13 protein-coding genes are annotated in these 17,869 nt (G+C 58.9%); 1 reads left to right on the forward strand and 12 read right to left on the reverse strand.

From position 1 onward, the window contains the following. Nucleotides 1–14: 14 nt before the first annotated feature. The 8 genes from tssH to LJU29_RS26385 all read right to left on the reverse strand — a co-directional run bounded on the left by tssH (nucleotide 15) and on the right by LJU29_RS26385 (nucleotide 10,843). Nucleotides 15–2,618 (reverse strand): type VI secretion system ATPase TssH, encoded by a 2,604-nt coding sequence (gene tssH, locus LJU29_RS26350; RefSeq protein ID WP_257111412.1) that lies wholly within the window; start codon nucleotides 2,616–2,618, stop codon nucleotides 15–17. Further along, complete coding sequence (gene tssG, locus LJU29_RS26355) at nucleotides 2,615–3,685, reverse strand: type VI secretion system baseplate subunit TssG (protein ID WP_257111413.1); 1,071 nt, start codon at nucleotides 3,683–3,685, stop codon at nucleotides 2,615–2,617. The genes tssH and tssG overlap by 4 nt, the downstream gene beginning before the upstream one ends. Beyond that, nucleotides 3,649–5,481 (reverse strand): type VI secretion system baseplate subunit TssF, encoded by a 1,833-nt coding sequence (gene tssF, locus LJU29_RS26360; protein ID WP_057422458.1) that lies wholly within the window; start codon nucleotides 5,479–5,481, stop codon nucleotides 3,649–3,651. The genes tssG and tssF overlap by 37 nt, the downstream gene beginning before the upstream one ends. Continuing rightward, a complete protein-coding gene (gene tssE / locus LJU29_RS26365; RefSeq protein ID WP_003420335.1) occupies nucleotides 5,481–5,963 on the reverse strand; it encodes a type VI secretion system baseplate subunit TssE in 483 nt (160 codons plus the stop codon). The genes tssF and tssE overlap by 1 nt, the downstream gene beginning before the upstream one ends. Before the next feature lie 25 nt (nucleotides 5,964–5,988). Continuing rightward, on the reverse strand, nucleotides 5,989–7,491 hold the full coding sequence (gene tssC, locus LJU29_RS26370) for a type VI secretion system contractile sheath large subunit (RefSeq protein WP_003343625.1): 1,503 nt from the start codon (nucleotides 7,489–7,491) through the stop codon (nucleotides 5,989–5,991). 14 nt (nucleotides 7,492–7,505) lie between these two features. Further along, nucleotides 7,506–8,039: a type VI secretion system contractile sheath small subunit gene (tssB, locus tag LJU29_RS26375; RefSeq protein WP_003318241.1), complete on the reverse strand. Its 534-nt coding sequence runs from the start codon at nucleotides 8,037–8,039 to the stop codon at nucleotides 7,506–7,508. 68 nt (nucleotides 8,040–8,107) lie between these two features. Beyond that, complete coding sequence (locus LJU29_RS26380) at nucleotides 8,108–8,857, reverse strand: hypothetical protein (protein ID WP_003401916.1); 750 nt, start codon at nucleotides 8,855–8,857, stop codon at nucleotides 8,108–8,110. A gap of 1,164 nt (nucleotides 8,858–10,021) precedes the next feature. Next, the gene (locus LJU29_RS26385; RefSeq protein ID WP_057424285.1) at nucleotides 10,022–10,843 is read right to left on the reverse strand and encodes a hypothetical protein; all 822 of its coding nucleotides are present in this window, start codon (nucleotides 10,841–10,843) and stop codon (nucleotides 10,022–10,024) included. A 175-nt stretch (nucleotides 10,844–11,018) separates the two neighbouring features. Between LJU29_RS26385 and LJU29_RS26390 the strand changes: the two genes are divergently transcribed. Continuing rightward, a complete protein-coding gene (locus tag LJU29_RS26390; RefSeq protein ID WP_057454588.1) occupies nucleotides 11,019–12,947 on the forward strand; it encodes a RecQ family ATP-dependent DNA helicase in 1,929 nt (642 codons plus the stop codon). Nucleotides 12,948–13,005: 58 nt separating this feature from the next. On the opposite strand, the gene LJU29_RS26395 is transcribed toward LJU29_RS26390, so the two are convergent. The 4 genes from LJU29_RS26395 to LJU29_RS26410 form a co-directional block, all read right to left on the reverse strand. Further along, nucleotides 13,006–13,467 (reverse strand): glycine zipper domain-containing protein, encoded by a 462-nt coding sequence (locus tag LJU29_RS26395; RefSeq protein ID WP_057423837.1) that lies wholly within the window; start codon nucleotides 13,465–13,467, stop codon nucleotides 13,006–13,008. 210 nt (nucleotides 13,468–13,677) lie between these two features. Further along, nucleotides 13,678–16,014, reverse strand: a complete 2,337-nt coding sequence (locus tag LJU29_RS26400; RefSeq protein WP_044310331.1) for an FdhF/YdeP family oxidoreductase — start codon at nucleotides 16,012–16,014, stop codon at nucleotides 13,678–13,680. Then, nucleotides 16,011–16,847: a formate dehydrogenase accessory sulfurtransferase FdhD gene (gene fdhD, locus LJU29_RS26405; protein WP_257111414.1), complete on the reverse strand. Its 837-nt coding sequence runs from the start codon at nucleotides 16,845–16,847 to the stop codon at nucleotides 16,011–16,013. The genes LJU29_RS26400 and fdhD overlap by 4 nt, the downstream gene beginning before the upstream one ends. A gap of 103 nt (nucleotides 16,848–16,950) precedes the next feature. Beyond that, on the reverse strand, nucleotides 16,951–17,832 hold the full coding sequence (locus LJU29_RS26410) for a LysR family transcriptional regulator (RefSeq protein ID WP_054996740.1): 882 nt from the start codon (nucleotides 17,830–17,832) through the stop codon (nucleotides 16,951–16,953). Nucleotides 17,833–17,869 lie beyond the last annotated feature (37 nt).

Raw genomic sequence — 17,869 nt, forward strand, 5'->3', positions numbered from 1 at the left:
TATGGGGTGATCGATCAGGTCAGTGTGTAAGCGAAGTCGCCATCGCTGCCCAGGTCGATGGTCAGGCTCTGAATCGGCTTGTCCTGCGCCATCCGCTCCAGCACCCGCTGAGCGAGCTCCGGCATGAGGGTCTTGGACAGGACGTTGTCGATATTGCGTGCGCCACTGTCGACTTCCGTGCAGCGCGACGCGATAGCCTTGATCAGCGCTTCGTCGTAACGCAGCACCGCCTGGTGATTGCGCTCGAAACGCTTGCGGATGCGCTCCAGTTTCAGGCCGACGATGCGTTCCAGAATCGCGTCTTGAACCGGGTAGTACGGCACGATGGTCAAGCGACCGAGGAACGCCGGTTTGAACACCTGGTTCAGCTCGTCGCGCAGGCCTTCCACGATGTCATCGGGGGTCGGCTTCTGCTCGGTGTTCAGGCACCACTGCATGATGCGATCGGTACCGGTGTTGGAGGTGAGAATGATCACGGTATTGCGGAAGTTGATCTCGCGACCTTCGCCATCGTCCAGCACGCCTTTGTCGAAGACCTGGAAAAACAGCTCGAGCACGTCCGGGTGGGCTTTCTCCACCTCGTCGAGCAGTACCACGCTGTAAGGCTTGCGGCGCACGGCTTCGGTCAGCACGCCACCTTCGCCATAACCGACGTAGCCCGGCGGAGAGCCTTTGAGGCTGGAGACCGTGTGTGCTTCCTGGTATTCGGACATGTTGATGGTGATGACGTTACGTTCGCCGCCATACAGCGTGTCAGCCAGGGCCAGTGCCGTTTCGGTCTTGCCGACACCGCTCGGGCCCAGCAGCAGGAACACACCGATCGGCTTGTTCGGGTCTTCCATGCGGGCACGGGAAATCTTGATGCGCTTACCGATCTCTTCGAGTGCGTGGTCCTGACCTAGCACGCGTTCGCCCAGCAGCGCGGGCAGGCTTTGCACGGTGTCGATTTCGTCGCGCAGCATCTTGCCCAGCGGAATGCCGGTCCAGCCGGAAATCACTTCGCCAATCGTGCCGCCATCGACCAGTGCGTGGACTAGCGGTTGCTCGCCTTGCACGCTGGCCAGTTCGGCGCGTACGGCGGCAATCTGCCCGGCATCAGGCTCGCCGCTTTCCGGAACGCTGAGTGCGCCAAGCTTTTCGACCAGTTCCAGCTCGCGCTTCCACTGTTGCTCCAGCGACTCGCGGGTCTCCTGTTCGGCTTTCAGCTCCTCGTGCAGGGCCGTCAGACGGCGAGCGTGGTCGCTGCCCTTGGCGGTTTCCTGCTCCAGTACGGCGATTTCCGCGTTCAGGTTGTCGATGTGACGCTTGCAGTCTTCCAGCGCTCCCGGCTGTGCCGATTGGCCCAGAGCAACGCGTGCGCAAGCGGTGTCGAGCACGCTGACGGCTTTGTCCGGCAGTTGGCGGCCGGTGATGTAGCGGTTGGACAGGCGTACGGCCTGCACCAGCGCTTCGTCCATCACCGTGACCTTGTGGTGCTCCTGCATCTTCGCCAGCAGCCCACGAAGCATGTGGATGGCCTTGTCTTCGTCAGGCTCTTCGACTTTCACGACCTGGAAACGACGAGCCAATGCGGCGTCTTTTTCGAAATACTTTTTGTATTCTGCCCATGTGGTGGCGGCGATGGTGCGCAGCTCGCCACGCGCCAAGGCAGGCTTGAGCAGGTTCGCTGCGTCGTTCTGCCCGGCCTGGCCACCCGAGCCGATCAGAGTGTGGGCTTCGTCGATGAACAGAATGATCGGGTGCAGGCTGCGCTTGGTTTCTTCAATGACCGACTTGAGGCGGTTTTCGAACTCGCCTTTGACCCCTGCACCGGCCTGCAACAGGCCCAGATCCAGGGTGTGAATGGCGACGCCCTTGAGCACCGAAGGCACGTCGCCCTGCACGATGCGCAGCGCCAGACCTTCAACCACGGCTGTTTTACCCACACCCGCTTCACCGGTCAGGATCGGGTTGTTCTGACGGCGGCGGGTCAGGATGTCGACCATCTGCCGCACTTCGAACTCGCGTCCCAGTACCGGATCGATACGACCATCGCGGGCGCTCTGGGTCAGGTTGACTGTGTACTGGTCCAGGGCAGGGGTCTTGCCGTTGCCCTTGGTGGTTGCGCCCGTGCTTGCGTCGGCGTTGGCCAGAGGCTTGCTCAGTTTGGTCTCCGGGCTGCCTTCGACCAGCGCGCTCATGTTCAGGCGCAGGTCGTCAGCGTTGATTTTCTCCAGTTCCGGTGCCGAACCGATGACCACGCGGCGCAGGGCATCGTCATCCAGCAAGGCCTGAATCAGGTGGCCGGTGCGGATCTGCGACTGACCGAATTCGATCGACGCCAGTACCCAGGCCTGCTCAATCATGCGCGTGATGTGCGGCGAGAGCGCAGGCGTCCGTGTGTTGCCTTTCTTGAACGTCCCCAGCGCGGTGACCAGCTGTGCTTGCAGGCGATCAGGCACTACGTCGTAGTGGCGCAGGATCACCGGCAGGTCGTTATCGTTGTTGTCGAGCAATTGCAGCAGCAAGTGCTCGACTTCAACGTCGTAGTGGTTCTCCGACAGGCACAGTGCAGCAGCGCTTTCAGTGGCAGTGCGGCTCGTTTCGTTCAGCTTGGCGAACAGGGACTTCAGGTTCACAGGGAGACCCCATCAAAAGGAATATGGAAAACAGCGCAACGGGAGAGCTCCACGTCGACACCGGGGCGTTTGAGCCAGCCAAGCCAGCCCAGCGATACATTGCCTTGGCGACCCAGGCGGGCCACGGGTACAGCTTCGCGCTTGAGCTTCGGCGCAATCTGGAAGTCCAGTTCGGCGCCGATGTAAAAACGCACCAGCTCAACAAGCTTCTGGTAATCCTCGGTGCCCGGCTGAAAGCGCTGGTAGTCAGCCAGTTCCAGAGGCCCCATTTCGATACGTACGCACGACTGGTAATCCCAGACGCGATTGCCAGCCACGGCGCTCTGCCCTAGCACGGCGTTCTTGCGGCCCAACTGCGTGCACTGGCTGCTGTCGAGCTTCAGCCAGCGCCCGGCGAACTGCTGGATCTTGAACGGCAGCGAGAAATAAAAACTCAGCATGACTTCAAGGTTCAGGGCGTTGCGCGGCTTCTGGGCGAACATCCCCGAGAAGTAGCTAAACAGTTCGCGGCGCAATGGCGACTCGCCCTTGTCGAACTTTTGCTTCAACGCTTCGGGGCCGAAACCCACCAGGTTGAGCAAATAACGATCAAAGTTCGACGTGCCGTTACGCTCGTACTCGATATAAAACTTGTACTTCTGCCAGGCCTCGTAAAACAGCGTGGTCATGCGATGCGAAAAAATATCCAGAAACGCATGCGCAGCGTCGTCTCGGTACTGAATATGCCTATCGATGAGCAGCTCGGTGTACGGGCGCGGCAGCACGCCTGATGGGCCGACCAAGCCCATGAACGTGACCTGCACCTCGGACAGCGGCAAACCGGCCGCCGAGAGCTTGCCTTCGCGTTCGAACTGCAGGTCGCTGACTTCACTGGCCGGAAAGTTCAGCGACAGCTGCGAACGAAAGCGCAGAGGGTCCTCATGCGGCCTGGTTTCCAGGTCCATGCGCCCATTCCTGCTGTAATGCAGGCGAAGCAAACGCACCAACTGAAAAAATTCGAATCGGTGCGGCTCAGCCCTTGCCTGGTCAATCAGACCAGGGGTTGATCGCCTGTTCGCGGGGGCCATTGGACCACTCTCTTTTCGCGCTGCACGGTGCGAAGGGTTAATTGGGTAAAGCTGTTCATCGAGCAGTACTGACCAAAGAAGTGGTCAAGGACCATGCCGAACAGGAACACGCCGCTGCCGGTGTACTGGCTTTCATCGAACTTCAGCGTAATACCGACGCCGCGCACAAAGTTCGGCCGCGGATGGCCGATGCGTGCCACGACCGGCTCGCTGCTCACCGAAACGATCCCGTTGATCTGTTTGCGAATCGCCGACACGTTGCGGTAGTTGTAAAGCGACAGTAGTTCCAACAGCACTTCGCGACCCTTCGAAACCAGCGACATGTGGTTCAGCGACAGGTGCGAGATGAGCCGCCAGATCACGCCGTTGCCCAGCGGCACGCGCACCGTCGCCGTCGGTTTGCGCAGGCAGCGGATGTCCTTGATCACCGAGTTGGAGGGAATGTTGAAGTCCCCGCGCTCGCCGCCAAAAGGCAGCATCAGTGGTAAATCGCGGTTGCTGCACGTCAGGCGGATACTGAGTGTGTCGTTGTTGGAATCAATCAATTCCAGATCCCGATCCACGACGCGGATGAACATGTTCGAGCCATCGCTTTGTCGACTCTGCGTCGGACGTCTCCGGGCTATCCAGAAACTCTGACCGGGGCCTTGATCGCCGCGTGGTTCAAAGAACGGATGGCAGGTGCCGACCTGATCGTTGCCATTGATCTTCTTCACCCGCCGCACGCGATCGATAGAGACCACTTCGGCAGAGCTTTGCAGGCGCACATCCGGTGTTACCGCGTATTCATGCTGGACGTGGGTCAGCTTGATCGGCTCGGCCTGCTGGCGGAACAGGTTGATGATGGGCGTGCAGTTGAGCTTGAAATTGTTACGGCCGATGTTCTGGGTCAGGCGTGCCAGACGATCCGTCAGGTCGTAGTCGGAAAAGTAGAAATTGATTTCCACTTTGGCGATTTCTTTGCCAGCCAGAATACGGGCAAAGCCTGACAGGTCGAAGAACATGAACTTGTCAGGGAAGGTGAAGTATTCGTGCAGCAGTCGATAACCCAGAAACGAACGCTCCGAGTAATCCACCAGCCCTTCATCCAGACCATAACCGACAGACTTCAGGGCGTCGGCGGGCAGTACCACTTCACGAATGCGCCCTTTGTCTTCGAACGACAGGGTCGCTTTGGCCAGGTTGTTGAACAGCAGCTCATACAGTTGATGCATCAGCGTGCTTTCGCCATCAAGGAAAAAGCGCAGTCGGTCCAGTTCCATCTTGCCGAACAGGACGTGGGAGGTCGCACCCAGGCCGATGCGCAAGCGCGCAATCAGGTCTGCACTGTGGCCGTTGAACGCCGAACGCTCCATTTCAATGAACGAAGCACTTTGCACTGCCACTGGCCACAGTTCGACCGGGTAGCATGTACGAAACTTGCACACTATTCCGTCTATCGGTGTGGCATGCAGCTCGGTGTGCCGGGCTACGCGATAGGATTCGGTGACCTTTTCCTGCTTGCCCATGTTGAACTCGACGATGGACATCGAAGGGGTAGGGCGCAGGTAGTGCGGGTACAGCACCTCCAGAAACGACTCGACGATTTCAGGAAACTCATCGTCGAGTTTCTTGTGTACGCGCGCCGACAGGAACGAGAACGCCTCGATAAGGCGCTCGGTGTGCGGGTCTTCGCAGTTGTCGCCCTCAATCAGTAATCGCGAAGCGATCTTCGGATATTGAGCGGCAAATTCCTGGCCCAGAAAGCGCAGGTGCGAGAGTTCCTTCTCGTAATAGGGCAGCAGATCGTCGAGCATCAGTTGAGGTTCTGCACTTTGTATTCCTGAGTGTTGACCTGCAGCACGGCGTCAAAGGAAACCTGACGCGAAATGTCCTGCAGACGCAGTACTGCGTCCACACGAAAAGTCAGCATGCGCTGGCCGGTCTGTTGTGCAAGCAACTGGACTTTCACGCTGCGGAAACGTCGGTCACCGACAGAAATTGCCTTTTCCAGCTGGCGCTGAATCAAAAGACGGTCCTGTGGGTCGAGCACGCTTCTACTGGTGAAGTCGGGCATACCGTAATCGAGGATGGTGCCGCTCAGATTGGCGAAACCCTCCAGCTCGTTAGCGACCAGAGACTGGCGAGTGTTCACCAGAATCTCCAGGTCACGAACGATGCTGGCCTTGTAATCGGCCAGCGAACTCAACCGTTGCGATGACGATTCCACGGACTGATGCGGACGATCGTCGAGCAACCGATCCAGCAATGAAGGCAACAGCTTGTGTTGACTACTCATGTTGCCTCCCTGGCTAAGTGATGGATCAGCCGCGAGTCGATTGCGGCAATTCGGCGACCAGACGCAACGATGCGGTCAGTTCATCCAGTTGGTAATGCGGACGCAGGTAAGTCACGGCCTTGTAGACGCCAGGCTTGCCAGGCACTTCAAACACTTCGGCACGCGCTTCGCGCAACGGGAACTTGGCCTTGGCTTCCTGACTGGCGGTGTCATCCAGCAACACGTAGCTGGACAGCCACTTGTTGAGGAACAACTCGACATCCTTGCGCGATGCGAAACTGCCGATCTTGTCGCGCATGATCGCTTTCATGTAGTGAGCGATACGCGAGGTCGCGAAGATGTATTGCAGTTGCGCCGACAGACGCGCGTTGGCGTTGGCAATGTCGGTGTTGTACTGCTTCTGCTTCTGGGTCGACTGAGTGCCGAAGAATGCGGCGTAGTCGGTACCTTTGCAGTGCACCAGAGGAATGAACCCCAGGTCCGACAGCTCTTTTTCGCGACGGTCGGTGATGGCAATTTCAGTCGGGCATTTCAGCGCGATTTCGCCGTCATCAGTCTTGAAGGTGTGGGTCGGCAGGCCTTCGACCAGACCGCCGCCTTCCACACCACGGATCGCCACACACCAGCCGTAGCGGGAGAATGCATCGGTCACGCGAGTGCCCAGTGCGTAGGCAGCGTTCATCCACAGGTATTTGTTGTGGTCACGGCCGTCGACGCTTTCGACAAAGTTGAATTCTTCGACTGGCGTGGTATCCGGGCCATATGGCAGGCGACCCAGCACGTGCGGCAGGGTCAGGCCGACATAGCGGGAGTCTTCAGAGGCGCGGAACGACTTCCATTTGGCGTATTCGACGGTATCGAAGATTTTCGCCAGATCGCGAGGGCCGGCCATGTCGGTGAACGAGTCCCAACCGAACAGCTCAGCCGATGCCGCGGAAATGAACGGCGCGTGGGCGGCGGCTGCAACGTGGGAGATCTCCTCGAGCAGGTACATGTCTTCCGGGCTGCGGTTGAACTCGTAGTCCCCCAGCAACATGCCGAACGGCGCACCACCGAAGGTGCCGTACTCTTCTTCGTAGATCTTCTTGAACAGTGCGCTCTGGTCGAATTCGGACGAGGCCTTGAGGTCACGCACGAGGTCTTTTTTCGACGCATTGAGCAGGTGAATCTTCAGCGTGGTGCTGGTCTCGGTCTGGTCAACCTGATATTTCAGGCCGCGCCAGGACGCTTCCAGTTGCTGGAATTCACGGGCGTGCATGATTTCGTTCATCTGCTCGGAGAGCATCGAATCGATCTCGGCGATGCGCGCGTCGAGCACGGCGATCAGGTCTTTGCTCGGCGTCATCTCGCCTTCAAGTACCTGAGCTACCAGCTCACCGATCAGATCGCGGGTACGGGTGCGCTCGGTTTCGGAGCGTGCAACGCGGCTTTCGGAAATGATGCTGTCGAGCAGGGAAGATTGCGGGGCGAAGTTTTCAACTTCAACCAGAGCGCTGTCCTGCTGAGTCACGGGTTGCTTATCGGTCATCGTCAGGCTCCTCCTTACTCTTTACTGTCGGTGGCTGGAACGGCGGCTTCACGGCCGAATTCCTTGCCCAGGGTTTTCAGCTTTTCAGTGTTCTGCAACACGTCCATCAACAGCTCTTCGAGCTTGTCGTTGCCACCCATCTTGTTACGCAGGTCAGCCAGCTTGTTGCGCACTTCCAGCAGCTTGCGCAGCGGTTCGACCTGACGCACGACGTTCTGCGGCTCGAAGTCTTCCAGCGCATTGAAGTTCAGCTCCACACCGAGTTGGGTGCCGTCTTTTGCCAGGGTGTTGTCGACGCGATACGCCAGGCGCGGCTTGATGCCTTTCAGGACGCCGTTGAAGTTGTCGCGATCGATGAAGATGAACTTGCGATCCTTGAGCTTGGGCAGCGGCTCCAGGGGGTTGCCGGAGAAATCGCCGAGAACGCCTACAACGAATGGCAGCTCTTTCTTTTCCTGAGCGTCGCCGATATCAACGTCGTAAGTGATATGGACCCGAGGCGCGCGAACGCGGTCAAGTTTGTGCTGGGTACTTTCCTTCTTCGCCATCGTCATCTCCTGTGCGAGCAACTCGCTGCAAGTCGTTTGCGTACCGGGCCTGGACAGGCCAGGCGCGATTAGAGTCCTTCAATCGTCAGCAAAAGGCGCTGACGGATTTCATCGTTCATTTCCAGAATGTTTTCGTATCCGACCAATTCTTCGAAGCTGGTATTGCCTGCGATCTGCGTGCTGTTGCGAATGACCGACTCATCCGGCAGCTCGGAGCGCACCGGTGAGCTGATCACGCAGAACGGCAGATCGCCGAAGTCTTTCAAGCGCTCGAAACTGACCGGGAAGCGCAACCCTTCGAAAAGGCGGCTCATGCCCGGTGACTTGCTCAGGCAATAGAACAGGACCAGATAATGCACAACGTAGCGATACAGCTCGGCGCTGCTGCGGTTCGGGTCTTTGATGACCTTGCGAAACTGCGCCAGATCGAAGGAGTTGAAGCCCACCACCCAACGCACCGGGCTGGTGATGCGAATGGTCTGCCCGCTTTGTGACAGCACCATGTCGTATTCGAGCGGGAACAGCTCGGGCGTCGTACTGATCAGGTTGAGCGGCACTTCCAGTTCATTGACCAGCTTGAACGGCTCTGCCGATGCAATGCGGTCATAGAGCTCCTTGAGCTCTTTGAAATGGTGCTGAGTTTCTCGACCGCTGCTGCGTTGCGCGCCCTGCAGGTATTCACCGAAGAATGTCTGCGGGCGTATCAGCAACGCGAGGGTCGACAGGTAGTCGGACGCCTGCACCTTGAGCGCGTCGGAAATAGCGCGCGTCTGCTTGCGCAGCTTGATCAATGCTTCTATATCGAACGTCTGAGTCATCGGTACATCGTCCTTGAACCCTTCACGACCGCTTCCCGGATCAGACCGGGGACGGGGAAGAGTTGCGAATTTCTCGACTGCACACCTGCTCATGAAGTGGTTTTGCCATGTGCGTAAAGCAAAACGCACCGCCACTATGAGGAAGGATTTGGTGCTGGCATATAGATGTCGTCTAGCCAGCAGTGTGGTCTATGGCACTATTTTCAGTAGGAAAGTTCCTACAGACGGTGGATATTTTCTCGGTTTTGTTACAGTAAGCAATGATTGCCATGAGCCACTACTGGTTAATATTACAGCAGCAATATAGCCGTAAGCCTTGATTTATAAGGGCTTTGGAGCGTTATCTGGATCCGATTTCGAACGCAATTAAGCTTAAAAAGATGAACTTATTTGCCCGCTGTTTGCGTCTTCAAGACGATAAAATCACGATGCCGTCTTGTGAGCGGATATTTCTCGGATGAGGGATGATGGCACCACGAGTGGTTCAGGTGGCAACAGGGGAGTGAGTGAAACGCACACCGATTCTTGCCGAGCGCAAGGAGGAAGGTGCTTGCTGATAAACGTCCCCGGATTTTCTTGCAGCAAATAAAAAACCCGCCGAAGCGGGTTTTTCCAAGACCATCCCGACTTCCTGTCGGACGCCTCCCAGGCGATGGTCGATCATCCTTGATCCTAGTGAACTCCCTGTTCACCACTTGATGGATCCAATCTTATGCGCCGCGTTCAGGTTCGGGAATAGCCAAGTTCCCCCGCCGCGTGTAAGCCTTTCGCTATACCTCACGTGTTCATGCTCAAACAGCGGGGTGAGGGGCAGGAATTCTGGCGTCAGGAAAGATTTTGCATCTACAGGTTCGCCGACAGCAAAAATCGCAGGCAATAAAAAACCCGCCGAAGCGGGTTTGTACCAAGACCATTCCAACTCCCTGTCGGCTGCCTTCCCGGCGATGGTCGATCGTCCCTGATCCTGGCGAACTCCTTGTTCGCCAGTTGTTGGATCCAATCTTACGGCGCTGATAGCAGGTGAAAAATAGCCAACCTTCCCTATTGCGTGTAAGCCTTTGGCTATACATGTGTAAGGTTTTGTATGTGGATGGCCGTGAACGTACGCATCAAAAAACCGGTTTTAGCGGCGAAACAGTTGCTCCAGAGGGGTTCAATGTGTTGCTAAGGCGAGAAAGTCGCCGCCACTTCACAATAACGCTGCTCGGCATTTTTACTGTCCTCGTCGCGATTTCGGGCAGCACGTTTGGTCCACTCCCGGCATTCCTCCTTGAAGTTGACCTGCGCAGCCTTGCGACACTCGCGCCGTTCGAATGAGCGAATGGCGAAGTTTTCGCAGACGCTGTCGCCGTCGATGGTGTTGCCGTAAACCCGCCACTGCGCCCGATAGCGGTTTCTGCCGTCCCATTCACGGATGGAGGCCGTCGCAACGCTGTAGGGACGGGCCGAGCGAGCAGGGTTGCGAGCAGCGTTGGCTTTGAAGTCAGCCATGTAGTCTGCGGACACCATGCCTTTCGCCGGTTCTGCCTGAGCGGGTCGAGGAACCTGGCCAAAGCGACAGTTCAATACGCTCTCATCGATGACATTGCCGCTTTTCATGCAGTTATCCAGCGGCTGCACGGCGGCTGGCTGTTCCCGGGTTGCGGCGACAGGTAACAGGTCAGGCGCATGGATCGACGGCGCGGGTGCGGGGCTTGCCACCATTATCGGTTCGCTGTCGATCACGGTGGTCTCTGGTTCAGGTGCAGGTCGCTCGACAGGTGGTGCCAGTGCCACCTTCGGGCTTCGCCCATGAGACACGACCAGCCCGGCCAGGCAACCCGCAACGATAAGGCCTGCCAGCCAGAGCCAGTAGGGCCGCGACTTGCCCGGTCGAGCGCTAAGTTTACGGCTTGGATGCGCGCCCAGAACGACATCGACCTGGCCCGGCACAAGGCGCTGAATGCGGATGATCCCGTCGTCTTCGGGTTGCTGTGTGGAATCCATTCCTGCTCCAGATCAAGCGGTATGAAGGTGAGCGCCGCGCCTGCTGACGCAGCAGGCATGAAATCTCAACGTTATCGGCCACGCGCCGTGTTTCTGTAACGCTTTGGTGGTGTATGCATTTGGCCTGTCGCGCTAAGGTTGGGACCGTTTTGTTTGACTGATGGATGAACCGCGAATGCACCAGCGTCTTGAGCAGGTTTTTGGTTACACGCAGTTCCGGCCAGGCCAGGAGGCAGCGATCAGCGCCGTGCTGGCCGGACGCTCGGCTGCGGCAATTTTCCCGACGGGCTCAGGCAAGTCGCTATGTTACCAATTGCCTGCGCTACTGCTGCCCAATCTGACGCTGGTGGTTTCGCCGTTGCTGGCGCTGATCCAGGATCAGCTTGCCTTTTTGCACCGCCACGGCATTGCCGCAGCAAGCATTGATTCGGCACAAAGCCGCGATGATGTCGCCGACGTCATGGCTCGCGCGCGTTCCGGAGAGCTGAAGATCCTGATGATCTCGGTCGAGCGCCTCAAGAACGAGCGTTTCCGCAACTTCATCGCCCAGGTGCCGATTTCCTTGCTGGTGGTCGACGAGGCGCACTGTATTTCGGAGTGGGGGCATAACTTTCGGCCTGATTATCTGAAGCTGCCGGACTACCAGCGCGAATTCAACATCCCTCAGGCACTGCTGCTGACGGCGACCGCGACACCGCAGGTCATTACCGACATGCAGGACAAATTCGCCATTGCCCCCGAGGATGTCATCACCACCGGCTTCTACCGCGCCAACCTGCACCTGTGGGTCAAGCCGGTCAGCGGGCGTGACAAAAGGCGGCTGCTGGTCGAGTGGCTCAATGAGCGGCACGGCCAACCGACAATCGTTTACGTGACGCTGCAAAAGACCGCCGAGCATGTCGCGGTGCACCTTGAACAGAATGGTCTGCCGGCCAGTGCTTACCATGCCGGGCTGCCCAACGATCAGCGCGAGTCGATTCAGAAGCGTTTCATGGGCGGCAGCCTGAACTGCATCGTGGCGACCATTGCGTTCGGAATGGGTATCGACAAAAGCGACATCCGTAATGTGGTGCATTTCGACCTGCCCAAATCCATCGAGAACTACAGCCAGGAAATCGGCCGGGCAGGGCGCGATGGTGGTGCCTCGGATTGTCTGGTGCTGGCCAACCGCGACAGCCTCAATGTGCTGGAAAATTTTGTGTATGGCGACACGCCGGAGCGCGAGGGGATTGCCCGTGTGCTGGAGGATTTGCTCGATGCACGCCATGACGGGCAGTGGGAGTTTCTGCTCGGGCCGCTGGCTGATCTCAGCAATATCCGTCAATTGCCGTTGAAGACCCTGCTGGTGCAGCTGGAACTGCGCGGAATCATCGCACCGCGTTACGCTTACTTCGCCGAGTACCGCTTCAAGTTTCTGCTTCAGCCGCACGACCTGATGGCGCGTTTCGAGGGTGAGCGGCGCGAATTCGTTCAGGCGTTGATCGATACGTCCAGCCGGGCGCGTACCTGGGCCACGGTCAACTTCGACGCGATGTACCAGCAATACGGTGCCGAGCGTGGGCGGGTGGTCAAGGCGCTGGATTACTTTCAGGAAAAGGGCTGGATCGAGCTGGAAAGTAAGCAGATGACCGAGGTCTACAGCGTGTTGCGCAGTGACTTTGACCCGCAGGCCCTGAGCGTCGAGCTGCACGATTATTTCGCCCACCACGAGGCCACTGAAGTTGCGCGCATTCATGCAATGCTTGAGGTGTTCTCCAGTGATCAGTGCCTGACTCATCGGTTGGCACGCTACTTCGGCGATTACAATGCGCCCGAGCAATGCGGCCATTGCTCGGTCTGCCACGGCCAGATCGCCCATCTTCCACAGCCACCTGCGCTGGAACCTCTGGATAACCGGGACTTTCAGCAGGTGTGCGGTGATTTTATCCACAAGCACCAGGACTTCACTGCTCAGCCGCCCAGCGCCGAATGCCTGACGCGCTTTTTGTGCGGTATCAGCGTGCCCTTGTTCACCAGGCTCAAGGCTCGCGCCACCAGCGGTTTTGCCTTGCTGGAGGATTATCCGTATGCGCAGGTGAGGGCATGGGTGCAGGCGATGCTCTAAAACAAAACCGGCCGCTCAAGAGCGGCCGGTTTTGATTCATCAGTAAATAACGGCTGTATCAGTCGCGATGACGACGATGGCCGTGGTGCTTCGGACGACGGTCATGATCGCGATAGTAGCGGCGATCATCACGGCCACCGCGATAACGACGATCATCGCTGCGGCTTTCGTTGCCCATGTAGTTGCCGAGTACGGCACCACCGCCGCCGCCTACCGCCGAGCCGATCAGGCTGCCGGTGCTGCCGCCAACGCTGCGGCCTACGACGTTACCGCCTGCTGCGCCCAGACCGCCGCCAATGGCTGCTTCTGTACGGTTGCGACGGTCTGCACCGACCGCACCGCCGGCTGCGCCACCCAGGCCAGCGCCAATCGCTGAACCGGTGCTGCCGCCGAGCTGTTGACCGACGACCGAGCCTAGTACCCCACCCAATGCTCCGCCTGCGCCTGATTCGAGGTTGCCTGCAGAGGCTGCACCGCTGATCAAGGTAAGAGACAACAACAGTATCGAGGAATACTTCATGTATGGAATCTCATAGGGATGACGGCGCGATCTTGGTGTCAAGTGAAGAATGTAGCAATGCAATTCCGACGAGTAACACGATTGCCACACAAACTGCTAAGTTATTGTTTTTTGCTAAGGAACTTAAGTCGGAAATGAGAGTCTGAGGTTACTTGTGAAAGGCCCGTTTCCAGAGAAACGGGCTTTTTTTGTGGGCGTCTTTCAGGGACGTTAGAGGATGCGTGCCGACTCTGCAGAGCGCTCGAGGCGGATGGCAACGAACTTCGAGGTCGGCGTGCTGCTGCCATCGCCCACGCTTTCCAGCGGCACCAGCGGGTTGACCTCTGGGTAGTAGGCGGCAGCCTGACCGGCCGGAATATCGAATGGCAGCAACGTGAAGCCTTTGACGCGGCGCTCGCGGTTATCGCTCCAGATCGAAATCAGGTCCGCCTTCTGCCCCGGCTGGAAGCCCAGGCGGATGATGTCGGCTTCGTTGACGAACAGCACGTCACGCTGACCTTTGACGCCGCGATAGCGGTCGTCCAGGCCATAGATGGTGGTGTTGTACTGATCGTGTGAGCGCATGGATTGCATGATCAGGTCCGGGATCTGCCCGGTTGAACTGACGTGTTCATTGATCAGAGTCAGCGGCAGCGCATTGGACTTGAAGTTGGCGCGGGTCGACGCAGTGTTCCAGCGACGTGCGCCAGCAGCGTTACCCAGGTAGAAGCCGCCCGGGTGCTTGACGCGCTCGTTGAAATCCTTGAAGCCGGGGATGGTGTCGGCGATCAGGTCGCGAATACGGTTGTAGTCCTCGACCAGCCACAACCAGTCCACAGGCGCCTTGCCCAGCGTAGCGTTGGCGATACCGGCGATGATCGCAGGCTCGGAACGCATTTGCTTCGAGGACGGCTTCAACTGGCCGTTGGAAGCGTGAACCATGCTGAACGAATCTTCCACGGTGACGGCTTGTGGGCCGTTGGCCTGGATGTCGATGTCGGTACGGCCGAAGCACGGCAGGATCAGCGCGTCCTTGCCGTGGAACAGGTGACTGCGGTTCAGCTTGGTGCTGATCTGTACGGTCAGGTCGCAATTGCTGAGGGCTTCGGCAGTGCGATGGCTGTCCGGGGTGGCCTGAGCGAAGTTGCCGCCCAGCGCGATGAACACCTTGGCGCGACCTTCGGCCATGGCGTGAATGGCTTCGACGACGTTGTGACCATTTTCGCGGGGTACTTTGAACTGGAAGCGTTTTTCCAGGGCATCGAGCAGGAACACCGGTGGGCGCTCGTTGATGCCCATGGTGCGGTCACCCTGCACGTTACTGTGACCGCGCACCGGGCACAGGCCGGCACCCGGACGGCCGATGTTGCCGCGCAGCAGCATCAGGTTGGCGATTTCCTGGATGGTCGGCACCGAGTGACGGTGCTGGGTAATCCCCATCGCCCAGCACATGATTACGTTCTTGCCTTTGGCGTACATGCGTGCCGACTGTTCGATGTCGCTCAGCGGCAGACCGGATTGCTCGACGATGGCGTCCCAGGACGTGTCATCGATGGCGGCCAGGTATTCGAGCACGCCTTCGGTGTGTTCGTTGAGGAACGCGTGGTCGAACACCGAAGGTGCGTTGTTGGCCTGCGCCTCGCGCTCCCATTGCAGCAGGAACTTGGCCATGCCGCGCAACAGCGCCATGTCGCCACCCAGGGCAGGGCGGAAGTAAGCGGTGTTGGTCGGGCGGTCGCCGTTGGTGAGCATTTCGACCGGGTGTTGCGGATGCTGGAAACGCTCCAGGCCACGCTCTTTGAGCGGGTTGACGCACACCACCTGGGCGCCGCGCTGTACCGCTTCACGCAATGGTTCGAGCATGCGCGGGTGGTTGGTGCCGGGGTTCTGACCTAGGACGAAGATGGCATCGGCGTGTTCGAAATCCTCGAACGTCACGGTGCCCTTGCCGACACCGACGCTTTGCGACAGCGCTACGCCGCTGGCCTCGTGGCACATGTTCGAGCAGTCAGGGAAGTTGTTGGTGCCATAAGCGCGCACGAACAGCTGATACAGGTACGCCGCTTCGTTGCTGGCGCGGCCGGAGGTGTAGAACTCGGCCATGTTCGGGCTGGGCAGGTTCTTTAGGTGCTTGGCGATCAGCGCAAACGCGTTGTCCCAGCTGATCGGCTTGTAACGGTCGGTTTCCGCGTCATAGCTCATCGGCTCGGTCAGGCGGCCCTGATACTCGAGCCAGTAATCGCTCTGCTCCATCAACGAGCTGACGCTGTAGCGGGCAAAGAAGGCCGGGTCGACACGACGCTTGGTCGCTTCCCAGTTCACCGCCTTGGCGCCGTTCTCGCAGAACTTGACCATGCCGCTTTCCGGCGAATCACCCCACGCACAGCCCGGGCAGTCGAAACCGCCGTTCTGGTTGGTCTTGAGCATCATGCGCAGGTTCTTCAGCGCGTTGTCACTGCCCAGCCAGTGTTGCGTCACGCTGATCAGTGCGCCCCAGCCGCCTGCCGCACCTTTGTACGGCTTGTAGCGGGGGGTTGGTGTCTTGTCGGCTTGATGATGAGTGCTCACGCTTGAATCTCCATCGCAGGGCTATAGACCCGCGGCGCACTTTTCTGCGGCAGGTGAATTAGATTGAGGTTGTGACGGCGGGCCCATTGCAGGGCCAGGCCGGTGGGCGAAGACAGGCTGACCAGGGTCTGCATGCCGGCGCGCAATACTTTCTGAATCAGTTCCAGGCTGCAGCGGCTGGTCACGATGGCGACGCCGCCTGCCAAGGGGATGTCCTGACGGATCAATGCGCCGATCAGCTTGTCCAGCGCGTTGTGGCGGCCGATGTCTTCACGTCCCAGCAACAGCTGGCCGTTACCGTCCATGAACACCGCCGCATGTACGGCGCCGCAATGGCGGCCGAGCGGCTGGAACTCACCGATGCGCTGACGCAGGCCTTCCAGCCATTCGATCGGGGGCAGGGGCGCGCCGGGCAGCGCCTTCAGGTCAGGCAGTGCCTGCTCGACGGCTTCAACGCCACACAGTCCGCAACCGCTGGTGCCAGCCAGTTGCCGACGCTGCTGCTTGAGTTCCCAGAAGGCGCGGCTGGCGATCTCGACCTCGGCCTGCATCGCCGAGCCGCAACCACTGATTTTGAAGTCGTAGATTTCGTCATGCGAGGCAATGATGCCGCTGCCCAGGCTGAAGCCGACGATAAAGTCTTCCAGATCAGTAGGGCTGACCAGCATGACCGCCTGGCTGATGCCGTTGTAGGCAATCGCCAGCGCCACTTCTTCAGCAAGTTCGTTACGTGCAGAGTCCGTGCCCTCGAGATTCGAGTAGCTGTAAGACTGGCTTGCTTCGGGGGCTGGCGTAGCAAAGGACGCCGAGCTGACCTTGCGTGTAACGGGCATGGGCTGAAATACCGGCAGAATGACATCTGCAAGACTAGGCCCGTTATTGGAAATCGTCTAATCGCTAGTGCTGATGTCCCGATAGATGACGTCGATCAACGCTCTAGCGCGGTATTTCTGCTACCAGTGCAAAGCAGGCTTCAGCCAGTGCCGAACGTGGCGCACTGCGGCGCATGATCAACCCCAGCCGGGCCAAAGTCCGGGAGTCGGCAATCGGATGCAGGCGCAAATGTTCGGTGAGCGTTTCCAGACCGCCATCCAGCGGCATGATCGCGCAGCAAAAACCGCCATGGACGGCTTGCAGCAACTGATGAACGGCATCGGTTTGTATCAGCGGATTGGGTTGCAGGCCGCGGCTATGGAAGTTGTGATCGATCGATTGGCGAAAATGCATGCCGCTGGTCAGAGTGCCCAGCGGCAATTCGACCAGATCGGCCCAGCTCAACGGTTCGTCACCAAAGGTAAAGTGCCGACGGTCATACAGCAGCCCCATGCGCGTGTCGTCCAGGGTCAGCGAGTCGAAGCGTTCGGTGTCCAGCCGTTCCAGGTACGAAACGCCCAGATCGATACGATTGCTTGCCAGTTGTTCCAGCACTTGCTCGGAGCTGAGTGACGACAGCTCGAAGCGCAGATTGGGGTGCAGCTGGTGCAGCCGGTGCAGCAATGGCAGCGGATCGAAGCTCGACAGCGGCACCACGCCCAGGCGCAACGTCCCGACCAGATGACCGCGGCAGGCGGCCGCTTCAGCCTGCAGACCGTCGTAGGCAGCCAGTACCGTGCGTGCCCAGGCCAATACGCGTTCGCCTGGTGCGGTAAAGCCTTCGAAGCGTTGGCCGCGATTGACCAGTGGCAAGCCAAGCTCTTCTTCCAGATTGCGCAGGCGCATCGACAGCGTCGGCTGGGTGATGTTGCAGCGCGCAGCCGCCTGGCCGAAGTGCCTCGTTTCATCGAGGGCGATCAGAAACTTAAGTTGCTTGATGTCCATATTCACTCCGCTGGGCCGTCCAGACAGCCGATTCTAC

This window comes from Pseudomonas ficuserectae, from assembly GCF_024584585.1.
In the GTDB taxonomy this organism is placed as follows: Bacteria; Pseudomonadota; Gammaproteobacteria; order Pseudomonadales; family Pseudomonadaceae; genus Aquipseudomonas; species Aquipseudomonas amygdali.